At 65.0% G+C, this 21,324-nt stretch carries 15 protein-coding genes and 1 tRNA gene; 6 read left to right on the top strand and 10 right to left on the bottom strand.

Annotated elements, in window-relative coordinates:
• Positions 1–37: 37 nt before the first annotated feature.
• From mraY to CLM60_RS09325, 8 genes are all read right to left on the bottom strand, one after another.
• A complete protein-coding gene (gene mraY, locus CLM60_RS09360) occupies positions 38–1,120 on the bottom strand; it encodes a phospho-N-acetylmuramoyl-pentapeptide-transferase (protein ID WP_095588897.1) in 1,083 nt (360 codons plus the stop codon).
• Between the two features lie 12 nt (positions 1,121–1,132).
• The gene (locus CLM60_RS09355; protein ID WP_095588896.1) at positions 1,133–2,575 is read right to left on the bottom strand and encodes a UDP-N-acetylmuramoyl-tripeptide--D-alanyl-D-alanine ligase; all 1,443 of its coding nucleotides are present in this window, start codon (positions 2,573–2,575) and stop codon (positions 1,133–1,135) included.
• Entirely contained in the window at positions 2,572–4,062 is a 1,491-nt protein-coding gene (locus tag CLM60_RS09350) for a UDP-N-acetylmuramoyl-L-alanyl-D-glutamate--2,6-diaminopimelate ligase (RefSeq protein WP_095588895.1), read from the bottom strand. Before CLM60_RS09350 ends, CLM60_RS09355 begins: the two co-directional genes overlap by 4 nt.
• A gap of 16 nt (positions 4,063–4,078) precedes the next feature.
• Complete coding sequence (locus CLM60_RS09345) at positions 4,079–5,863, bottom strand: peptidoglycan D,D-transpeptidase FtsI family protein (RefSeq protein WP_095588894.1); 1,785 nt, start codon at positions 5,861–5,863, stop codon at positions 4,079–4,081.
• On the bottom strand, positions 5,860–6,207 hold the full coding sequence (gene ftsL, locus CLM60_RS09340; RefSeq protein WP_095588893.1) for a cell division protein FtsL: 348 nt from the start codon (positions 6,205–6,207) through the stop codon (positions 5,860–5,862). The genes CLM60_RS09345 and ftsL overlap by 4 nt, the downstream gene beginning before the upstream one ends.
• Positions 6,207–7,208 (bottom strand): 16S rRNA (cytosine(1402)-N(4))-methyltransferase RsmH, encoded by a 1,002-nt coding sequence (gene rsmH / locus CLM60_RS09335; protein WP_095588892.1) that lies wholly within the window; start codon positions 7,206–7,208, stop codon positions 6,207–6,209. Before rsmH ends, ftsL begins: the two co-directional genes overlap by 1 nt.
• 2 nt (positions 7,209–7,210) lie before the next feature.
• Entirely contained in the window at positions 7,211–7,723 is a 513-nt protein-coding gene (gene mraZ / locus CLM60_RS09330) for a division/cell wall cluster transcriptional repressor MraZ (RefSeq protein WP_095588891.1), read from the bottom strand.
• A 717-nt stretch (positions 7,724–8,440) separates the two neighbouring features.
• Entirely contained in the window at positions 8,441–9,523 is a 1,083-nt protein-coding gene (locus CLM60_RS09325) for an Mrp/NBP35 family ATP-binding protein (protein ID WP_095588890.1), read from the bottom strand.
• Here CLM60_RS09325 and CLM60_RS21380 point away from each other — a divergent pair.
• Together CLM60_RS21380 and CLM60_RS09315 are read left to right on the top strand one after the other, a co-directional pair.
• Positions 9,522–9,992 (top strand): DUF1127 domain-containing protein, encoded by a 471-nt coding sequence (locus CLM60_RS21380; RefSeq protein WP_342745119.1) that lies wholly within the window; start codon positions 9,522–9,524, stop codon positions 9,990–9,992. The two genes, CLM60_RS09325 and CLM60_RS21380, sit on opposite strands and share 2 nt — an antisense overlap.
• A 481-nt stretch (positions 9,993–10,473) precedes the next feature.
• Positions 10,474–10,962 carry a cupin domain-containing protein gene (locus CLM60_RS09315; protein ID WP_095588888.1) on the top strand — a complete coding sequence of 163 codons (489 nt, stop codon included), beginning with the start codon at positions 10,474–10,476 and terminating at the stop codon, positions 10,960–10,962.
• A gap of 6 nt (positions 10,963–10,968) precedes the next feature.
• Here CLM60_RS09315 and CLM60_RS09310 read toward each other — a convergent pair whose 3' ends face one another.
• Complete coding sequence (locus CLM60_RS09310; protein WP_095588887.1) at positions 10,969–13,368, bottom strand: ATP-dependent helicase; 2,400 nt, start codon at positions 13,366–13,368, stop codon at positions 10,969–10,971.
• Between the two features lie 266 nt (positions 13,369–13,634).
• Here CLM60_RS09310 and CLM60_RS09305 point away from each other — a divergent pair, with 266 nt between their 5' ends.
• From CLM60_RS09305 to CLM60_RS09295, 3 genes are all read left to right on the top strand, one after another.
• The gene (locus tag CLM60_RS09305) at positions 13,635–17,078 is read left to right on the top strand and encodes a pyruvate carboxylase (protein WP_095588886.1); all 3,444 of its coding nucleotides are present in this window, start codon (positions 13,635–13,637) and stop codon (positions 17,076–17,078) included.
• 85 nt (positions 17,079–17,163) lie between these two features.
• Positions 17,164–17,550 (top strand): MAPEG family protein, encoded by a 387-nt coding sequence (locus CLM60_RS09300; RefSeq protein ID WP_095588885.1) that lies wholly within the window; start codon positions 17,164–17,166, stop codon positions 17,548–17,550.
• 9 nt (positions 17,551–17,559) lie between these two features.
• Positions 17,560–18,279 carry a TerC family protein gene (locus CLM60_RS09295; RefSeq protein WP_095588884.1) on the top strand — a complete coding sequence of 240 codons (720 nt, stop codon included), beginning with the start codon at positions 17,560–17,562 and terminating at the stop codon, positions 18,277–18,279.
• Between the two features lie 68 nt (positions 18,280–18,347).
• Here the strand turns inward: CLM60_RS09295 and CLM60_RS09290 are convergent.
• Positions 18,348–18,422: transfer RNA gene (locus CLM60_RS09290), tRNA-Gly, on the bottom strand.
• Between the two features lie 288 nt (positions 18,423–18,710).
• Here CLM60_RS09290 and CLM60_RS09285 point away from each other — a divergent pair.
• Complete coding sequence (locus CLM60_RS09285; protein WP_095588883.1) at positions 18,711–21,272, top strand: GcvT family protein; 2,562 nt, start codon at positions 18,711–18,713, stop codon at positions 21,270–21,272.
• Positions 21,273–21,324 lie beyond the last annotated feature (52 nt).

The following is a 21,324-nucleotide window of genomic DNA, read 5'->3' as shown; positions in this document are numbered from 1 at the left end:
CCCGGGGGTGCGGGGGCAGGCGCCCCCGCGGTTACGCTTACCGCACCTTCAGCGTCGCCAGCCCGATCAGCGCCAGGATCAGCGAGATGATCCAGAACCGGATCACGATCTGCGGCTCGGCCCAGCCCTTTTTCTCGAAATGGTGGTGGATCGGCGCCATCAGGAACACCCGCTTGCCGGTGCGCTTGAAATAGGCGACCTGGATGATCACGCTCAGCGCCTCGACCACGAACAGCCCGCCGACGATGGCCAGCACGATCTCGTGCTTGGTGGCGACCGCGATCGCCCCCAGCGCGCCGCCCAGCGCCAGCGATCCGGTATCGCCCATGAAGACCGCCGCCGGGGGCGCGTTGTACCACAGGAATCCCAGCCCGCCGCCAATCAGCGCCGAGGTGAAGATGAATATCTCGCCCGTACCCGGCACGTAATGCACATCCAGATATTCGGTAAAGTCGACCCGCCCCACCGCATAGGCGATGATGCCCAGCGTTCCGGCGGCGATCATCACCGGCATGATCGCCAGCCCGTCCAGCCCGTCGGTCAGGTTCACCGCATTGGCCGCACCGACGATCACGATCATGGCGAAAGGCACAAACAGCAGCCCCATATTGACCAGCGTGTCCTTGAAGACCGGCAGCGCCAGCTGGTTGGACAGCGGCTCGGGGTGGACCTGTGCCGCAGCATAGCCCGCCGCCGCCGCAATGATCAGACCCAGGCCCATCCGCAGCTTGCCCGACACGCCCTTGGTGTTGTGTTTCGACACCTTGGCATAGTCATCGGCGAACCCGATCAGACCAAAGGCCACGGTGACCAGCAGCACGATCCAGACATAGGGGTTGTCCAGCCGCGCCCACAGCACCGTCGAAAAGGCCAGCGCCGACAGGATCAGCAACCCGCCCATGGTGGGCGTCCCGGCCTTGGAAAAATGCCCCTCGGGGCCGTCATCGCGAATAGGCTGGCCCTTTTTCTGCTTGCGGCGCAGCAGGTTGATCAACGGCTTGCCGAAGATGAACCCGAAGATCAGCGCGGTAAAGAACGCAGCACCCGCCCGAAACGTGATGTATCGGAACAGGTTGAAGACGTCGCCGCCATCGGAAAATTCGGTCAACCAGTACAACATTTACCCTGCCCCCTAGGTTTCGGTCGCGTCGGATTGGCTCAATTTGCGCAGGGCGTCAACCACGCGCGACACCAGGCTGCCCTTGGACCCCTTGACCAGCACCACATCGCCCGCATCGACCAGCGCATGCGCACGCGCGGCCATCTGGTCGGCCGTTTCGTGCCATTCGCCGCGCTTGGCCTCGGGCAGCGCCTGATAAAGCGCGGCCATGCGCGGGCCGACGCAATGAAACAGATCGACCGCGTCACAGGACGGATCCTCGGCCATTGCCGCGTGCAGCGCCATTTCGTCCGGCCCCAGTTCCAGCATGTCGCCCAGGATCGCGATCCGGCGGCCCCGCGCGATGCGGCCCACGTCATCCTCGGTTTTGGCCGAAGCCAGAACCTTCAGCGCGGCGGAAAGCGAGGTCGGGCTGGCGTTGAACGCATCGTCGATCAGCTCGATCGACAGGCCGGTTTCGACCGCGTCCAGCACAATCTTCTGCCGCATGCCGCGCCCGGCGGGGGGCGACCAGCGCGCCAGATCGACCGCCGCCAGCGCCAGATCGGCGCCTGCGGACTGGGCCGCGGCCAGCGCGCCCAGGGCATTCGCCGCGAAATGCGCCCCGGCCGAGGCGACCTTGAACATCACCGGCCCGTCGGGTGTCTCTGCGCGGACCATCGTGGTCCCGTCCTTCACCCGCGCCTCGACCAGGCGATAGGGGCAGGTCTCGTCGCTGCCGAAGCGCAGCACCGGCGCGCCGGTGGCCCAGGCGGGGCCTTCCAGTTCGGTCAGGATGCTGACCGGCAGATCGCCGTTGAACAGACAGGTGCCGTCGGGCTCCAGCCCCTCGAAAATCGCGGCCTTTTCACGCGCGATGCCCTCGATATTGTCGAACGCCTCCAGGTGGACGGCCGCCACAGTGGTGACCAACGCCACATGCGGGCGGGTCATCCGGGCCAGCGGCGCTATCTCGCCGGGGTGGTTCATGCCGATCTCGATCACCGCGTATTCGGTATCGGCGGGCATGCGCGCCAGCGTCAGCGGCACGCCCCAGTGGTTGTTATAGCTGCTGACGGCGGCATGGGTGCGCCCCTGCCCCGAAAGGATCACCTGCAACATGTCCTTGGTCGATGTTTTGCCGACCGAGCCCGTCACCGCCACGACCCGCGCGCCGGCCCGCGCGCGCCCGGCGCGGCCCAGATCGGCCAGCCCGTCCAGCACATCGGGCACGATCAACAGCGGCGCATCGGGCGCCACGCCATCGGGCACACGCGACACCAGCGCCGCCGCCGCGCCGCTTTCCAACGCCTGCGCCGCGAAATCATGGCCGTCGCGCGCCGCGCTCAGCGCCACGAACAGATCCCCGGGTTGCAGCGTGCGGGTGTCGATGGACACGCCGGTCGCCTGCCACTCGGTCGTGCTGCGCCCGCCGGTGGCGGCCACAGCCTCGTCAGAAGTCCAAAGAACGCTCACGTCACGCGACCGTCCAGCGCGGCCACCGCCACGCTGGCCTGTTCGACATCGTCGAACGGATAGATATCGTCGCCGACCGTCTGGCCGGTTTCATGCCCCTTGCCCGCGATCAGCAGCGCGTCGCCCGGCCCCAGCGCATCGACCCCGCGCAGGATCGCCTCGGCCCGGTCGCCGACCTCGGTCGCCTCGGGGCAGGCTTGCAATATTGCGGCACGGATCACCGCCGGATCCTCGGATCTGGGGTTGTCGTCTGTCACAAATGCAACATCGGCGTGTTCCGCAGCCGCCTGTCCCATCAGCGGGCGCTTGCCCTGATCGCGGTCGCCCCCGGCGCCGAAAACCACCACCAGACGGCCCAGCACATGCGGGCGCAGCGCCTTGAGCGCGGTTTTCAGCGCGTCGGGCGTATGGGCATAGTCGACAAAGACCGCCGCGCCATTGTCGCGCGTCGCGGCCAGCTGCATCCGGCCCCGCACGGTGGCCAGATCGGGCAGCGTGTCAAAGACCTGTTCCGGCGTCTCGCCACAGGCGATGGCCAGCGCCGCAGCCGCCAGCACATTCTGCGCCTGAAACCCGCCGATCAGGTTCAGCCGGGCCTGATGGCTCTTGCCGCCCCAGTCGAAGCGCAGATCCTGCCCCGTCGCGTCATAGCGTTGGCTCAGGATGCGCAAGTCGGCCTCGGCGCTTTGGCCGACGCCCAGAACGACCTGACCGCGCGCGGAGGCGATGCGCGCCATATCCGCGCCGCGCGGGTCGTCCAGGTTGATGACGGCTGTCCCCTCGACCGGGAGCACGCGATTGAAAAGCCCCGCCTTGGCGGCGAAATATTCATCGAAATCCGCGTGGTAATCCAGGTGATCCTGGGTGAAATTGGTGAACGCCGCCGCCTTCAGCTCGACCCCGTCCAGGCGGCGTTGGGCCAGCCCGTGGCTTGAAGCCTCCATCGCGGCATGGGTGACACCGGATTGCGCCATATCGGCCAGCAGCCGGTGCAGGGTGATGGGTTCGGGCGTGGTGTGGTTGAGCGGCGCGGTATAGGCGCCCTCGACCCCGGTGGTGCCCAGATTGGCCGCGTGATGGCCCAAAAGCTCCCAGATCTGGCGGGTGAATGTCGCCACCGATGTCTTGCCGTTGGTGCCGGTGACCGCGACCATGGTGGCGGGCTGCGCGCCGAACCACAGCGCGGCGGCACCGGCCAGCGCCTGGCGCGGGTCCTCGGCCACGATCAGCGCGGCATCGCTGGCGTCCAGTTCGGCGGCAGCGATGCGCGCGCCTTCGGCATCGGTCAGGATCGCGGCGGCATCCATGCGCAGCGCGTATTGGATGAATTCCCCGCCATGCACCTTTGTTCCGGGCAGCGCCGCGAACAGGTGGCCGGGCTTGACCAGGCGGCTGTCCACCGAAAGCCCGGTGATCGCGACCTCGCGCCCGCCCTGCGCGGTCAGGCCCAGACTGGAAAGTGTCGCTGTTTTCGCCTGATCCGCCATCTGTGCCCCCGCACCCTTAGTTCGACGAGGCGAGTGTTACCCCAACTGGGTCGCGGGGTTCAATCTCTGGCCGCAGCCCCAGCAGCGGCGCGGTGCGGCGAATGATCTCGGCCGCGACCGGCACGGCGGTCCAGCCCGCCGTGCGGCGCGGTTTCGCGCCCGAGGTTTCGACCGGCTCGTCCAGCGTTACCACCAGCACATATTTGGGATCGTTCATCGGGAAGGCGCTGGCGAAGGTCGCGATCACCTTGTCATTGTAATAGCCGCCGCGCGGCTTGGGCTTGTCGGCGGTGCCGGTCTTTCCGCCCACGGCATAGCCTTCGACCTCGCCGAAGCTGGCGGTGCCGCGCGACACCACCTGGCGCAACATCGACCGCAGCTCGGCCGAGGTCCGGGCGCTGATCACCCGTTCGCCGGTCTGCGGCTTGCCACCGGCCAGCAATGACGGCTCGACCCGCGTCCCGCCATTCAGGACCGAGGCATAGGCCGCCGCCAGATGCAGCGGGCTGGAGGACAGCCCGTGGCCATAGGAAATCGTCATGGTCGAGATCTCGGACCAGTTCTTGGGCAGGATCGGCCGGCCTGTCGGGGCCTCGACCATCTCGACACTGGTGGGCTCCAACAGGCCCAGACGGCCCAGGAACACCTTTTGACGCGGCCCGCCGATCTGCATCGCCATGCGCGCAGTGCCGATGTTGCTGCTTTTGACAATGATATCGGTGACCGACAGTTCCTTGCCGTAATCGTGGAAGTCGCGGATGCGGTACTTGCCCCAGGTCAGCGGGCCCTTGGTCTCGATCATGGTCGACGGGTTCACCAGACGCTCTTCCAGCGCCTGCGCGACGGCAAAGATCTTGAAAGTCGAGCCAAGCTCGTACACCCCTTGCACCGCGCGGTTGAACAGCGGGCTGTCGGACTGATCGCCGCGGGTCAGCGGCGCGGGACGGTCATTGGGGTCGAAATCGGGCAGCGAGGCCATCGAGATCAGCTCGCCGGTGTGAATATCCATCAGAACGGCGGTCGCGCCCTTGGCGTTCATCAGCTTCATGCCGCCATAAAGCACCCGCTCGACCGCCGCCTGAATGGTCAGATCCAGCGACAGGCGCAGCGGCTGGCCGCCATTGCCGGGATCGCGCAGATAGGCATCGAACGCCTTTTCGACGCCCGCGGTGCCGATCACCTCGGCGGAGTTCACGCCCTCGCGCCCGAAACTGGCGCCGCCCAGCACATGCGCGGCCAGCTTGCCATTGGGATAAAGCCGCATCTCGCGCGGGCCGAACAACAGGCCGGGATCGCCGATCTCGTGCACCAGCTGCTGCTGTTCGGGGCTGATCTTCTTGCGAATCCACAGGAATTTGCGCTTGCCGCTGAATTGCGCCAGCAGCTTTTCCTCGTTCAGGTCGGGAAAGATCTGTGCCAGCTCGCGCGCCACGCGGTCCTTGTCGATCATGATCTGCGGCTGCGCGTAAAGCGCATGCGTGGCCATGTTGGTGGCCAGGATCCGGCCCGCCCGGTCGGTGATGTCGGCGCGCTGCGCGATGATCGCCGCACCGCTCGCCGCCGCGCGCGGCTCTTGCGGCTCGGTCGAGGCCAGCAGCCCCATCCGCGCCCCCACCGTGGCATAGGCGCAAAAGAACATCACCCCCAGCACCAGCAACCGGCTTTCGGCCCGGGTGCGGGACTGATCACGCATCTCTTCATGGCGCAGGCGCAGGTTCTCGCGTTCGATGGCATCGGGGTTCTCGCCCATCTGGCGGGCTTGCAGGATACGGGCCAGCGGGCGCAGCGGTGTACGGATCATTGCAGTGGCTCCAGATTGCCCCATGCCTCGATGGGATCGGTGATGGGGGGCAGGTCCGGGCGCGGATAGGCAACCCGGTCGACGCGGCCGAACTGATCGGCCCTGAGCGGCAACAGGCCCAGCCGGTCGAAATTCAGCGCCGCCAGCTCGCGCAGCCGTTCGGGACGGTTGAGATAGGCCCATTCGGCCCGCAGCACGCCCAGGCTTTCGCGCATCTGGCCGATCTCGCGCTGCAACCGCGCGGTGTCCTTCAGCGCATGCTGGGTCTTGTAGTTCTGCTGATAGGCCCAAAAGGCCAGCCCCATGACCGCAAGGGCCGAACAGATGTAAAGCAGGCTGCGCATCAATCTTTCCCCTCAACCACCAGCGCGGGCAAACCCAGCCCGGCACGATCCATCGGCCCGGCGGGCGCATCCGTGCGCACCGCCACCCGCAGCTTCGCCGACCGTGACCGTGGGTTTTCCGCCAGTTCGCGGTCGTCCGGGCCGATCGCCTTGCGGCTTTTCAACGTGAATTGCGGCGCCGCCTGCTGGGTTTCGGGGGCATAGCGGTTGGCCCGCCCCGCCCCGCCCGAACGCGCCTGAAGGAACCGTTTGACGATCCGGTCCTCGATCGAATGAAAGGTCACCACCGCCAGTTGCCCGCCCGGTTTCAGCGCCCGTTCCGCCGCGCTGAGGCCCGCGATCAGCTCGCCCAGCTCGTCATTCACCGCGATGCGGATGGCCTGGAACGTGCGGGTCGCCGGGTGGCTTTGCCCCGGCTTGGGGCGCGGCAGGCAGCGTTCGACCACCGCCACCAGTTGGGCCGTGGTCTGGAACGGGCTGGTCTTGCGTGCCTCGACAATCGCGCGGGCGATCCGGCGCGAGGCGCGCTCCTCGCCATATTGAAACAGGATGTCGGCAATGCGCTTTTCGGATTCGGTGTTCACGAGGTCCGCCGCCGATGGGCCCGACTGGCTCATCCGCATGTCCAGCGGCCCGTCCTGCAGGAACGAAAACCCCCGCCCGGCCTGGTCCAGCTGCATCGAACTGACGCCCAGATCCAGCACCACACCATCCAGCGGCGCGTCGGCATAATCGTCCAGATGGGAAAACGTGCCCTCGACCAGGGTCAGCCGGCCGGGATACTGATCGGCCCAGGACGCGGCCATGTCAAAGACCATCGGATCGCGGTCCACCCCGATCATCCGGTCGGCGCCCGCCTGCAACAGGCCACGGGCATAGCCACCCGCACCGAAGGTGCCATCCAGCCACAGGCCCGAAACCGGCGCGACCGCATCCAGAAGCGGGCGCAACAAGACAGGGATATGCGGCTTGTCCGAGGCTGATTGCGCAGCGGCCGCCATGCTTACCGCGCCCCCCTTGCGTCCAGGACCATGTCCAGCGCATCCAGCGGATCGGTGCCCTCGGGCACGTCATCGCCAAGCTCTTCGGCATATTCCGCCTCATGCGCGGCAAAGGTCTCGGGCTTCCAGATCTGGAACGTGTCGCCGCTGGCGATAAAGAACGCCTCTTTCTGCAGGCCGATCTTCTCGCGCAGCTTCTGCGGCAGGACCAGCCGGCCATCGGGGTCGATCTCGGTCTCGTGCGATTGGCCGCTGACCATACGCTCCAGCTTCCGTTTCAGCGGCGAGCGCGGCAGGGCCGCAATCTTGTCATCCAGCGCGTTGATCGCGTTGACGGTAAAAACTTCCAGGTAATCGCGGGTCTGGTCGCCATAGACGATGACGATCTCGGGGCGCAGGCCGTCGGTCCAGTTGGGGTCGCCCGCCTCGATCACACGGCGAAAAAAGGCCGGGATCGACACCCTGCCTTTCGCGTCCACCTTGAAGGTGTGCTCGCCTCTGAACCTGCGCGCCACTGTCCCGACGCTCCCTCTTCAATCGCCCGAATGAAAACGGCGGATCGAGCCGCTGCCACTGCCCAATCCGCCGCCCTCGCTCCCAGTCTTGGGTGTCCGGCTGCGCGCGCCACCTGGGGGGATGTCTGCTCGCCCGCGCGCCGGATCTTGGTCATCGATGAAAGCGGGTGCCTGTATGAAACCTGACTTGGTGCCTTGGGGTCTTTGTCGCCCCTTATTGAGCCCGTCCTCATCCGATGCACCAGTGATGCCACGCACGGGATGTCATTTCAAGGGAATTATAGGGAATTCACGGGAAAATACCGCACAGCGCGCCCTGAGCCCATGTTAACGAATTGCCGGAATCCGCGCCAGATACGACAAATTGAATATCTTGACGCGCCACACACTAGATATAGATGAAGATTGATGGCCATGGCCCCATCCGCAAATTCCCAGAAATTCCCAGCTCGAACCCACCCCAGCCAGGACATATCAGGAACACGCGATTATGAGGGCAAGTTTACCGCCGCGGCTCCCCGGCAAACGGCCGATTGATTCGTCGAAATCCGTCGAAATTCCGCAATCGTCCCATGAATTCCCGTAGGACTGTTTTTCCGGCCACGGAATGCCCACGCATTCCCATGCACGCCCGCACCACAGGCCGGAAAATCGCCGCCCAACGCGGCGCGGGCCGTACAGGCCCCTATATATAGATGTGTGCGGCGGCGCGGGCCGTCAGGCCATGCCGCCCTTGACCAGCCCCGCCGCCAGCTGGGCATAGGCCTCGGCCACCGGACCCGTGCCCGCCGCGACCGGGGTGCCTGCATCGCCCGCCAGCCGCGTGTCCAGATCGATCGGCAGCGCCGCCAGGAACGGTACGCCCAGGCGGTCGGCCTCGGCCTTGACGCCGCCATGGCCGAAGATATGCGCCTCGTGCCCGCAATCGGGACAGATGAACATCGACATGTTCTCGATCAGGCCCAGAACCGGCGTCTTGAACTTGCCGAACATGTCGATGGCCCGGCGCGCATCCAGAAGCGCCACATCCTGCGGCGTGGACACCACGATTGCCCCGGTCAGCGGCGTGCGCTGGCACAGGGTCATCTGGATATCGCCCGTGCCCGGCGGCAGATCGACGATCAGCACATCCAGATCGCCCCACGCCACCTGCCCCAGCATCTGCTGCAGCGCCCCCATCAGCATCGGGCCCCGCCAAATCATCGCGGTGTCGTCCTCGACCATCAGGCCGATCGACATCATCGTGACCCCGTGCGCCTGAAGCGGCAGGATCGTCTTGCCATCGGGCGAGGCCGGGCGCTTGTTCACCCCCATCATCCGGGGCTGCGAGGGGCCGTAGATATCGGCATCCAGCAGCCCCACGCGCCGCCCCTGCCGCGCCAGCGCGACGGCCAGGTTCGACGACACGGTGGATTTGCCCACGCCACCCTTACCCGAGCCCACGGCCAGAATGCGGTCGACGCCGGCGATCTTCTCGACCCCGCCCTGGGTGGGATGGCGCCCGATCTTCAGGCTGGGCGCCTCGCCCGCCGGGGCAGCCGGGGCCGCCGCCGGGCCATGCGCCGTCAGAACCGCCGAAACCGACGCGACCCCCGGCACCGCCTGCACCGCCTGCACCGCCGCCTGGCGGGCGGGCTCCAGCTGGCGGGCCATGTCCGGGGTCGGTGCATCGATCACGAAACGCACCTCGTCGCCGGAAATCTGCAACGCTCGAATCATGTCACGGGCCACCAGATCCCCGCCATCGGGCAGAATCACGTGGCGCAGAGCGTCGAGAATGTCTTTTTCAGAGGCGGTCATGACGATTTCCTTTTTGCCTTGCTGTAACATGACGACAACACCAGCGAAGGCAAGGGCGCGACAATCGGGATTTAATTTGCCCATTAAACAAACTGACGCCACGTCATTTGCCGAATTCTTAAGTCTTTCAGACATATGCAAATTCTGCATAGCAGCATTGCCCCTCGAAGCCATTGTGCAGTTGCAGCAAACCTCTAAATTCAAGGTCACAGCGGGGGCACACTCGCAATCGACGCAGAAGTTGAGGTGTAACGTGGTACAAGTTTTGAACAGTCGGACAGCGCCAGCGGGCCTGTTTGATCGGGTAAGTGGGATGTTGCAGGCGGTTCGCGACCATAACGCACGTCGCAAGGTCTTTCGCACAACTCTGAATGAACTGCATGCCCTGGATGGGCGTGAACTGGCTGATCTCGGCATCAACAAAGGCATGATCCGGTCGATCGCTTTCGAAGCCGCCTATGGCGCATAAAAGTTTCTGAGTTCAGAAGGCTCCTCCTCCTCCCTGAGCCTTCTGGAATTAGCGGCGACATCGACCTCCTCCCTGATGTCGCCGCCCCTTCTTCGGGGCGACATGCCCCACCGGAATGCGGCTGGCTCCTCCTCCTCCCTGAGCCTGTCGCAGACTACGCGGCGACACCCACCTCCTCCCTGGTGTCGCCGCACAGAATTCGGGGCTGAACGCCCCAACGGAATGCGACGGGTTCTTCCTCCTCCCTGAACCCGGAGCTAATCGCGGCGGCGCCCTCCTCCTCCCTGGCGTCGTCGCACAAAATTCGGGGCGCAGAACACGCCCCACCGGAATGCGGCTGGCTCCTCCTCCTCCCTGAGCCTGTCGCTGGAAAGAACGGCGGCGCCTCCCTCCTCCCTGGCGTCGCCGTTTTATTTTCCGCCATTGACGCCGCCCCCCAACATCGCTGCAATCCGCCAAAGCATCCCAGACGGAGAGCGCCATGAGCGACGACAAATACATCCTGACCCGTGCCGAGATCGACGCGATGCCGGGGCTGAACAAAACGCATTTCCTGAACGACAGTGCCAAGCGGGTGAACAAGTCACTGGGTGATGAAACCGGCCTGACCGGCCTGGGCTTTCACATCATCGAGGTGCCGCCGGGCTGCGAAAGCACCGAATACCACGTCCATTACCACGAGGATGAATGCACCTATGTGCTGGCGGGCACCGGGACCGTGACGATCGGCGGCGACCGCCACCCCATCGGGCCGGGCGATTTCATCGGCTATCGCAAGGGCGGGCTGCCGCATACGATGGAAAACACCGGGACCGACATGTTGCGCTGCATCGTCGTCGGACAGCGGCTGGCCCATGACGTGGGCGATTACCCCAACCAGGGCAAGCGCATCTTTCGCAATACGGGCCTGCCCTGGGATCTGGTCGATCTGGACGCGATTGAACGCCCCAATGCCGGGGCCAAGAAATAACCGGGGTCAGAACGGCACATCGTCGGCGCGGTCGGCGGCGACGATGAACTTGGCCACGACCTTTTTCGATCCGGCCTTCTCGAACTCGATATCCAGCTTGTCGCCCTCGATCCCCATGACATAGCCATAGCCGAATTTCTGATGGAACACCCGGTCGCCCATGGTGAAGGCCGACACCGCCTGGCTGTCAATCACCATGTTGCGGCTTTCGCGGGGCTGGCTGGTGCCGCGCTGCGCGCTGCGGTCCTGCATCCGTTTCCAGCCCGGCGAGTTATAGACATTGGCACTGGCGGCGCGTTCCTCGACCCCGCCAGCCATACCGCCCGCCGCACCATAGCCACCACCGTAAAGGCCGGGCGGGGTCAGGATATCGACGTGATCCTCGGGCAGCTCATCGACAAACCGTGACGGCAGCGCCGATTGCCACTGGCCATAGACCCGGCGGTTGGCGGCAAAGGAAATCGTGCACAGCTCTTCGGCCCGCGTGATCCCGACATAGGCCAGGCGGCGCTCCTCCTCCAGCCCCTTCAGGCCGCTTTCATCCATGCTGCGTTGAGACGGAAACAGCCCATCCTCCCACCCCGGCAGAAAGACGGCGGGGAATTCCAGACCCTTGGCGGCATGCAGCGTCATGATCGAGACCTTGGGGCCATCGTCGCCGCTGTCATTGTCCATGATCAGCGCGACATGCTCCAGAAAACCCTGAAGATTCTCGAAGCTTTCCAGCGCCTTGACCAGTTCCTTCAGGTTCTCCAGCCGCCCCGGGGCCTCGGGCGTTTTGTCGTTCATCCACATCTCGGTATAGCCGGATTCCTCCAGAATGATCTCGGCCAGTTCGATATGGTCAGCCTCGGTCCGGATGGCGGCCTGCCAGCGGTCGAACCCGGCCACCAGCTTGCCCAGCTCGCCCTTGGCCTTGCCCTTGATTTCACCGGCCGAGACCAGAAGCCGCGCGGCCTCGAGCAGCGAAATCCCGTTGGCCCGCGCCGCGCGCTGGGTGTTTTGCAGCGCCTTGTCGCCCACCCCGCGTTTGGGGGTGTTCACGATCCGCTCGAACGCCAGATCGTCATCGGGGCTGACCGCGACGCGGAAATAGGCCATCGCATCGCGGATCTCCATTCGCTCGTAAAATCGCGGGCCGCCGATCACCTTGTACGGCAGGCCGATGGTCAGGAACCGATCCTCGAACGCGCGCATCTGGTGGCTGGCGCGCACCAGAATCGCCATGTCGTTCAGGTTCATGGGTCGCAAGCCGCGCGTGCCCGATTGCATCGCCTCGATCTCATCCCCGATCCAGCGGGCCTCTTCCTCGCCATCCCAATGGCCGATCAGGCGGACCTTTTCGCCCTCTTCCGCCGCCGTCCACAGCGTCTTGCCCAGCCGCCCCTTGTTGCCCGCGATAACGCCTGACGCGGCGGCCAGGATATGCGGGGTCGACCGGTAATTCTGTTCCAGCCGCACCACCTTGGCGCCCGGAAAATCCTTTTCGAACCGAAGGATATTGCCCACCTCGGCCCCGCGCCAGCCATAGATCGACTGGTCGTCATCGCCCACGCAACAGATGTTCCGGTGCCCGCCCGCCAACAGCCGCAGCCACAGATATTGCGCGACATTGGTGTCCTGATATTCGTCGACCAGGATATAGCGGAACCAGCGCTGATATTGCCGCAACAGGTCGTCATGGGTCTGAAAGATCGTGACCATATGCAGCAGCAGGTCACCGAAATCGACCGCGTTCAGCGTCAGCAGCCGGTCCTGATAGGCGGCGTAAAGCTCGACCCCCTTGCCGTCGAACGCCGATGCCTCGGACGCGGGCACGTTTTCCGGCGTCCAGGCGCGGTTTTTCCAGTTGTCGATGATCGCGGCCAGGTTCCGCGCGGGCCAGCGCTTGTCGTCGATATTGGCGGCCTGAATCAGCTGTTTCAGCAGCCGGATCTGATCGTCGGTGTCCAGGATGGTGAAATTGGATTTCAGATGCGCGCCATGCCCGCCTTCGACCACCGCATCGGGGTCAGACCGGGTGATCAGTTCGGCGTGCCGCCGCAGCAGCTTGACGCAGATCGCATGGAACGTGCCCAGCCAGGGCATCCCTTCAGCCGGTTGCCCCAACAGGCGGCCCACGCGGTCCTTCATCTCGCGCGCGGCCTTGTTGGTGAAGGTGACGGCCAGAATCTCGTTCGGGCGGGCTGTTCCGGACTGCAACAGATGCGCAATCCGCGCGGTCAGCGCCTTGGTCTTGCCGGTCCCCGCGCCCGCCAGCATCAGGACGGGGCCATCCAGCGTCTCGGCCGCCTCGCGCTGCGCGGGGTTCAGATCGTCCAGATACGGGGTGCCACGCGCGGCCATCGCCCGCTGGCTCAGCGGAACGGCGGCTTCGAACGCGTCATCTTCGGAAAAACTGCTCATGGTGCCAAACTAGCGCGAATGGCGGCAGAGTTAAAGATTTGTTCGTTGATTGTTCCATATGTTTCCGCGCGCCGATCCCGCCACGCGTGCGGAACAAAATGTCCCCCGCTTTCGGGCCTGCGTACATTTGTTGCGCGACGATCCGGGGCGCTCTGCCGGAACGGGAAATGTCGCAAATTCACTGTGGGATTTACCCAATTGTACGGTTGTTCGCGCGCGGAAAGGTCCATAACAATTTGCGTCAACGACACCGGCGGAGGGGCAAAATGGCCGATTTCCAGAAGATTCTGATCGCGAACCGTGGCGAGATTGCCATTCGTGTGATGCGTGCTGCGAACGAGATGGGCAAGCGGACGGTTGCGATCTATGCCGAGGAGGACAAGCTGAGCCTGCACCGGTTCAAGGCGGACGAGGCGTATCGGATTGGCGAGGGGATGGGGCCGGTTGCGGCTTATCTGTCGATCCCCGAGATCATCCGCGTGGCGCGGGAATGCGGGGCGGATGCGATCCATCCGGGCTATGGGCTTTTGTCGGAAAACCCCGATTTCGTCGAGGCTTGCGCCGCCAATGGCATCACCTTCATCGGGCCCAAGGCCGAGACCATGCGCGCCCTGGGCGACAAGGCCAGCGCGCGCAAGGTGGCGATTGCCGCCGATGTGCCGGTCATCCCCGCGACCGAGGTTCTAGGCGATGATATGGATGCGATCCGGGCGGAAGCCGCCGAGATCGGCTATCCGCTGATGCTGAAAGCCAGCTGGGGCGGCGGCGGTCGCGGGATGCGCCCGATCATGGGCCCCGAAGAGCTTGAGGAAAAGGTGCGCGAGGGCCGGCGCGAGGCCGAGGCCGCCTTTGGCAATGGCGAGGGGTATCTGGAAAAGATGATCACCCGCGCCCGCCATGTCGAGGTGCAGATCCTGGGCGACCAGATGGGCCAGATCTATCACCTGTGGGAGCGGGACTGTTCGGTGCAGCGCCGCAACCAGAAGGTCGTGGAACGCGCCCCGGCCCCGTATCTGAGCCAGGCGCAGCGCGACGAGATCTGCGAGCTGGGCCGCCGGATCTGTGCCCATGTGAATTACGAATGCGCGGGCACGGTCGAATTCCTGATGGATATGGATTCAGGCAAGTTCTACTTCATCGAGGTGAACCCCCGCGTGCAGGTCGAACATACGGTGACCGAGGAAGTCACCGGCATCGACATCGTGCGCGCGCAGATCCTGATCGCCGAGGGCAAATCCCTGGCCGAAGCCACCGGCAAGGCCAGCCAGGACGAGATCCGGCTGAACGGCCACGCGCTGCAATGCCGCGTCACGACCGAGGACCCGACCAACAACTTCATCCCCGATTACGGCCGCATCCAGACCTATCGCTCGGCCACCGGCATGGGCATCCGGCTGGACGGCGGCACCGCCTATTCCGGGGCGGTGATCACGCGGTATTACGACAGCCTGCTGACCAAGGTCACCGCCTGGGCCCCCACGCCCGAGGCCGCGATCGCCCGCATGGACCGGGCGCTGCGCGAATTCCGGATCCGCGGCGTCAGCACCAATATCGCCTTTGTCGAGAACCTGTTGAAGCACCCGACTTTCCTGTCGAATGAATACACCACCAAGTTCATCGACGAGACGCCGGCGCTGTTCGACTTCAAGGCGCGGCGCGACCGGGGCACCAAGGTGCTGACCTATATCGCCGATATCACGGTGAACGGGCATCCCGAGACCGCCGGGCGCCCCCGGCCCCATGCCGATGTGAAACCGCCCCGCCCGCCGCTGCGCAAGCTGACCGATTACCAGCCCGGCACGCGCCAGATCCTGGAGGAATACGGCGCCGCCGCCGTGGCCGATTGGGTCAGTGAACAGCCGCAGCTGCTGATCACCGACACCACGATGCGCGACGGGCACCAAAGCCTGTTGGCCACGCGGATGCGGTCCATCGACATGATCGGCGCCGCCCCGGCCTATGCCGCGATGCTGCCGGGGCTCTTCTCGGTCGAATGCTGGGGCGGCGCGACTTTTGATGTGGCGTACCGGTTTCTGCAGGAATGCCCGTGGCAGCGCCTGCGCGACATCCGCGCGGCGATGCCCAACCTGCTGACCCAGATGCTGCTGCGTGCCAGCAACGGCGTGGGCTACACCAATTACCCCGACAATGTGGTGCAGGAGTTCGTGCGCCAGGCCGCCGCCTCGGGCGTCGACGTGTTCCGCGTGTTCGACAGCCTGAACTGGGTGGAAAACATGCGCGTGGCGATGGATGCGGTCATCGCCTCGGGCAAGATCTGCGAGGGCACGGTCTGTTATACCGGCGACATCCTGGATGCGGGCCGGGCCAAATACGACCTGAAATACTATGTCGCCATGGCCAAGGAGCTGGAAGCCGCCGGTGCCCATTTCCTGGGGCTGAAAGACATGGCCGGGCTGCTAAAAGCGCCCGCCGCGCGGGTGCTGTTCAAGGCGCTGAAGGACGAGATCGGCATCCCGATCCATTTCCACACCCATGACACGTCAGGGGCGGCCATCGCCACCGTGCTGGCCGCGGCCGAGGCCGGGGTCGATGTGGTCGATGCCGCGATGGACAGCTTTTCCGGCAACACCTCGCAGCCGACGCTGGGCTCTGTTGTCGAGGCGCTGCGCAGCACCGACCGTGACACCGGGCTGGACATCGCCGCGATCCGCCGGATCTCGAACTATTTCGAGCAGGTGCGCGCGCATTACACCGCCTTCGAAAGCGGGCTACAGGCCCCCGCGTCCGAGGTGTACCTGCACGAGATGCCGGGCGGGCAGTTCACCAACCTCAAGGCGCAGGCGCGCAGCCTGGGCCTGGAGGAACGCTGGCACGAGGTCGCCCAGACCTATGCCGATGTGAACCAGATGTTCGGCGATATCGTCAAGGTCACGCCAAGCTCCAAGGTCGTGGGCGACATGGCGCTGATGATGGTCAGCCAGGGTCTGACCCGTGAACAGGTCGAGGATCCGTCGGTCGATCTGGCCTTTCCCGACAGCGTGATCGACATGATGCGCGGCAATCTGGGCCAGCCCCCGGGCGGCTTCCCGCCCGCCATCGTCGCCAAGGTCCTGAAGGGCGAGGCGCCCAATACCGAACGCCCCGGCAAGCACCTGACCCCCACCGATCTGGACGCCGCGCGCGCCGAAGTCTCAGGCCGGCTGGGCGGGATCGAGATCGATGACGAGGACCTGAACGGCTATCTGATGTATCCCAAGGTCTTCACCGATTACATGGAACGCCACGACATCTATGGCCCGGTGCGCACCCTGCCCACCCATGCCTTCTTCTATGGCATGGAGCCCGGCGACGAGATAAGCGCCGAGATCGACCCCGGTGTCACCCTGGAAATCCGGCTGCAAGCGGTGGGCGAGACCAACGAGGAAGGCGAGGTCAAGGTCTTCTTCGAACTGAACGGCCAGCCCCGCACCATCCGCGTCCCCGACCGCAAGGCCGCCGCCAGCGTCGCCAAACGCCCCAAGGCCGATCCCGGCAATGACGACCATATCGGCGCCCCCATGCCCGGCGTCGTCGCCTCGGTCGCCGTCACCGCCGGCCAACAGGTCAAACAGGGCGACCTGCTGCTGACCATCGAGGCGATGAAAATGGAAACCGGCATCCACGCCGAACGCGACGCCACCATCAAGGCCGTCCACGTCACCCCAGGCGCACAGATCGACGCAAAGGACCTGTTGGTCGAGGTGGAATAACACCACCCCCGAACGCCCCGGAACTGGACCGGGGCGTTCGGCTGGGTATGCTCTGTCCCGGAAACTGCCACCGGAAAGGGTACCCATGCTGACCGCAACACCGCTTTATGCCGGCCTTCTGGGCCTTTTGTTCATGACCCTTACCTTCCGGGTCGTCATGGTGCGCCGCACCGAACGGGTGTCGCTGGGCGATGGCGGTTTCCCCGAGCTGGAAAAGCGTATCCGCGTACAGGGCAACTGCGCCGAATATGCGCCGATGGGCATCCTGCTGCTGGGCCTGGCCGAAATGCAGGGCATGCCGGTCTGGCTGGTTCATGTGTTCGGGCTGCTGCTTCTGGCCGGGCGGCTGGCCCATGCCTGGGGCCTGAGCCAGACACCGCAAGTGCTGCGCGCGCGCATCTGGGGGATGTATTTCACCGTTGGCGTGATCATATCCCTGTCGCTGGCCAATATCGGCCACGTCCTGTTCTAGGGGTTTTCCATGTTCGAACTGCTGTCCGATCCCGCCGTCTGGGCCTCGTTCCTGACCCTGACGGTGTTGGAAATCGTGCTGGGCGTCGACAACGTCATCTTCATCTCGATCGCCGCATCGAAACTGCCGCCCGACCAGCGCCCGCGCGCGCGGATGATCGGGCTGACCGGGGCGCTGGTGCTGCGGATCGCCCTGCTGGCGTCGATCGCGTGGATCGTGTCGCTGTCGGACCCGTTCGTCACGCTGGCGGGGTTCGACCTGTCGTGGCGCGATCTGATCCTGCTGACCGGTGGGCTGTTCCTGATCTGGAAGGCCGCGACCGAGATCTTCGACGAGGTCGAAGGCCCGGACGAGGAAGCCCAGGCGCGCCGCAGCGCCCGCACCGGTTTCGCCGCCGTGATCGCCCAGATCATGGTGCTGGATCTGGTCTTCTCGCTCGACAGTGTGATCACCGCCGTGGGCATTGCCGACCACCTGCCGGTCATGATCGCGGCCGTGGTGGTGGCCATTCTGGTGATGATGATCGCGGCCCAGCCCATCGCCGATTTCGTCGAGGCGCACCCGTCGACCAAGATGCTGGCGCTGGCGTTTCTGGTGATGGTCGGCATGGCGCTGGTGGCCGACGGGCTGCACCACCATATCGAACGCGGCTTCATCTATGCCGCGATGGTCTTTGCCGGCGCGGTCGAGGCGTTGAACCTGCTGCGCGCCCGCCGCCGGGCGCATTGACCCGCCCAGAAACGACAAAGGACCGCCGAAGCGGTCCTGTCACACCCCCTCACCTGAAGTGAGGATATTGGAGCGGGCGATGAGATTCGAACTCACGACCCTAACCTTGGCAAGGTTATGCTCTACCCCTGAGCTACGCCCGCATCCGTTGGGTGAGGCGTGATTTAGTAAGTTCGGCTGGGGGCTGCAAGCGAAAAATGCAGGTTTCTTGCCGGAAAATGTCGCGCACCCCGCCAGCGCCCGAAAAATAAGGCCCCCTGCCCCGGATGACCCTGCGGTAGGGGGCGGCCGGCACAGAATCTCAGGCGCCCCGTGGCCGACGCGAAACCGCAAAACGGTCGTTTTGCGCCCACGAATGCCGGTTGAGGGTTAGTCCGCGCCATTCGACACAGTAATCTGCCCCCAAAGACTTCGAACAAGTGGAATCTCCCATGTCCTCGTTTCCTGAACGTGCCAATGTCGTCATTGTCGGTCTTGGTGGTATTGTTGGCGCATCGGTTGCGCATCATCTGGTTGAACGTGGGTGGGAGGACATTGTCGGGATCGACAAGTCGGCGATTCCGACCGATATCGGCTCGACCGGGCATGCATCGGATTTCTGCTATGTGACCGCACATGACCATCTGAGCACCTGGACCTCGATGTACTCGGTCGATTTCTACGAGAAGCTGGGCCATTACAGCCGCATCGGCGGGCTGGAGGTCGCGCGGGTTGGCGATGACGACCGCCTGGCCGAGCTGAAGCGGCGCTGCGACTCGGGCCGGGCGTTCGGCACCAATGTCCGCATGATCACCGCCGCCGAGGCGAAAGAGAAATTCCCCCTGCTGGAAGAAGACCAGATCCAGGGCGCCATGTGGGACCCCGATGCGGGGCTGGTGGTGCCGCGCTCGCAGACCGTGGCGGGCAAGCTGGTGGATGCGGCCGAAAAGGCCGGCAAGCTGCGCGCCTTTGCCAATACGCCCGCGCTGGAACTGATCCAGGAGAACGGCCGTGTCACCGGCGTGAAGACCCATCGCGGCACGATCATGGCCGATCACGTGGTGGTCTGTGCCGGGCTTTGGGGCCGGCTGATCGCCGACATGGTGGGCGAGGATCTGCCGGTGATGCCGGTCGACCATCCGCTGACCTTCTTCGGGCCTTATGACGAATTTGCCGGCACCGGGCTGGAGATCGGCCGCCCGCTGCTGCGCGACCAGGGCAATTCGGCCTATATGCGCGACACCGGCGATCCGGCCACCACCGAGGGCGGCCAGATGGAGTGGGGGTATTATTACGAGAAAGAGCCGCGCATGGTGCATCCGCGCGACATCCTGGAAAAGGGCCAGGCGCGGCTGGGGCCGTCGATGCGCGACCTGTCGCTGGAGGATGTGATCGAGCCGCTGGAACGCGCGATGGAGCTGACGCCGATCCTGGCCGAGCTGGGCTTCAACGAAAGCCATTCGTTCAACGGGCTGTTGCAGACCACCACCGATGGCGGCCCGTCCATGGGCGAAAGCCGCAAGGTGCGGGGCCTGTGGTACGCGGTGGCAATCTGGGTCAAGGACGCCCCCGGCATGGCCAAGCTGATCGCCGACTGGATGACCGACGGGCGCACCCATATCGACCATCACGGCATCGATTACGCGCGGTTCCAGGATTACCAGCTGACCGAAGAGTTCATCTGGGGCCGCTGCGAGGAGACCGCGAAAAAGATCTATAACCCGCCGGTGCACCCGCGCGAGCCCTTCGCCAATGCCCGCGGCATCCGCCGCTCGCCGTTTTACGCGCGCGAGGTCGAACTGGGCGGCTACTTCATGGAGCTCGGCGGCTGGGAACGCGCCCATGGCTATGCCGCCAACGAACACCTGCTGGAGAAATACGCCGACCAGGTGCCGGTGCGGGAAAACGAATGGGACAACCGCCATTTCTGGCGCGTGTCGAACGCCGAACAGCTGGAGATGAGCGCCGATTGCGCGATCATCAACCTGTCGCATTTCCACATGACCGACATCTCGGGGCCCGATCACGTGGCGCTGATGGAATATCTGTGCGCGGCCAGGATCGGCGGCGACACCATGATCGGCAAGGGCATCTATACCCACATGCTGGACGATCTGGGCAATGTGCGCGCGGACTTCACCGTCTTCCGCATGGCCGACCGCTGCCGGCTGGTGAACGGCGCCGATGCGGGCCCGCGCGACCTGATCTATATGCAGCGCATGGCCGCCGATCGCGGGCTGGACGTGACCATCACCGATGTGACCGAGGATTACACCACCATCGGCATCTGGGGCCCGAACGCGCGCGCGACCCTGCAAAAGGTCGTGGCCGATCCCGCCGGGCTGGCGGCCGAGAACTTCCCCTTCGCCGCGATCAAGCCGATCGAGATCGCGGGCAAGACGGTCATGGCCTTCCGCATCTCCTATGTCGGCGAACAGGGGTGGGAGCTGCACCTGCCCTATGACGATGGGCTGGCGGTCTGGGACGCGCTGCGCGACACCGGGGTGATGGCGATGGGGGTGGAAACCTATGCCAACTCGCGCCGGCTGGAAAAATCCCTGCGGCTTCAGAACGCCGACCTGCAGACGGAATACAATCTCTACGAGGCCGACCTGGCCCGCCCGAAGGTGAAAGAGGCCGATTTCCGCGGCAAGGACAAGCACCTGGAATACCGCGCCCGCGACCACCAGCCCGCCATGCTGTGCACGCTGGTGATGACCGACAACACCGACAGCCAGGGCATCGCGCGCTATCCGGTGAACACCATGCCGGTGATGGACCCCGAAACGGGTGCGGTGCTGGTCGACGCGCTGGGGCGGCGGTCCTTCACAACGTCACAGGCCTATGGCCCGACGGTGGGCAAGAACATCATGCTCGCCTATCTGCCATGGGACTACTGCCAGCCCGGCCGCAAGCTGCAGGTCACCTATTTCGACGAACCATACCCCGTCGAAGTCGCCGGCATCGGCTATGCCCCCCTCTACGACCCCGAAAACAAAAAACCAAGAAGCTGAGAACGGGCGATGGCAAACCGCTGCCGCGCGGCTCTGCAGGTCGGAGGTTGGC

Source organism: Actibacterium ureilyticum, from assembly GCF_002285435.1.
GTDB lineage: Bacteria > Pseudomonadota > Alphaproteobacteria > Rhodobacterales > Rhodobacteraceae > Actibacterium_C > Actibacterium_C ureilyticum.
This window is presented reverse-complemented; position numbering and strand designations above follow the sequence as displayed.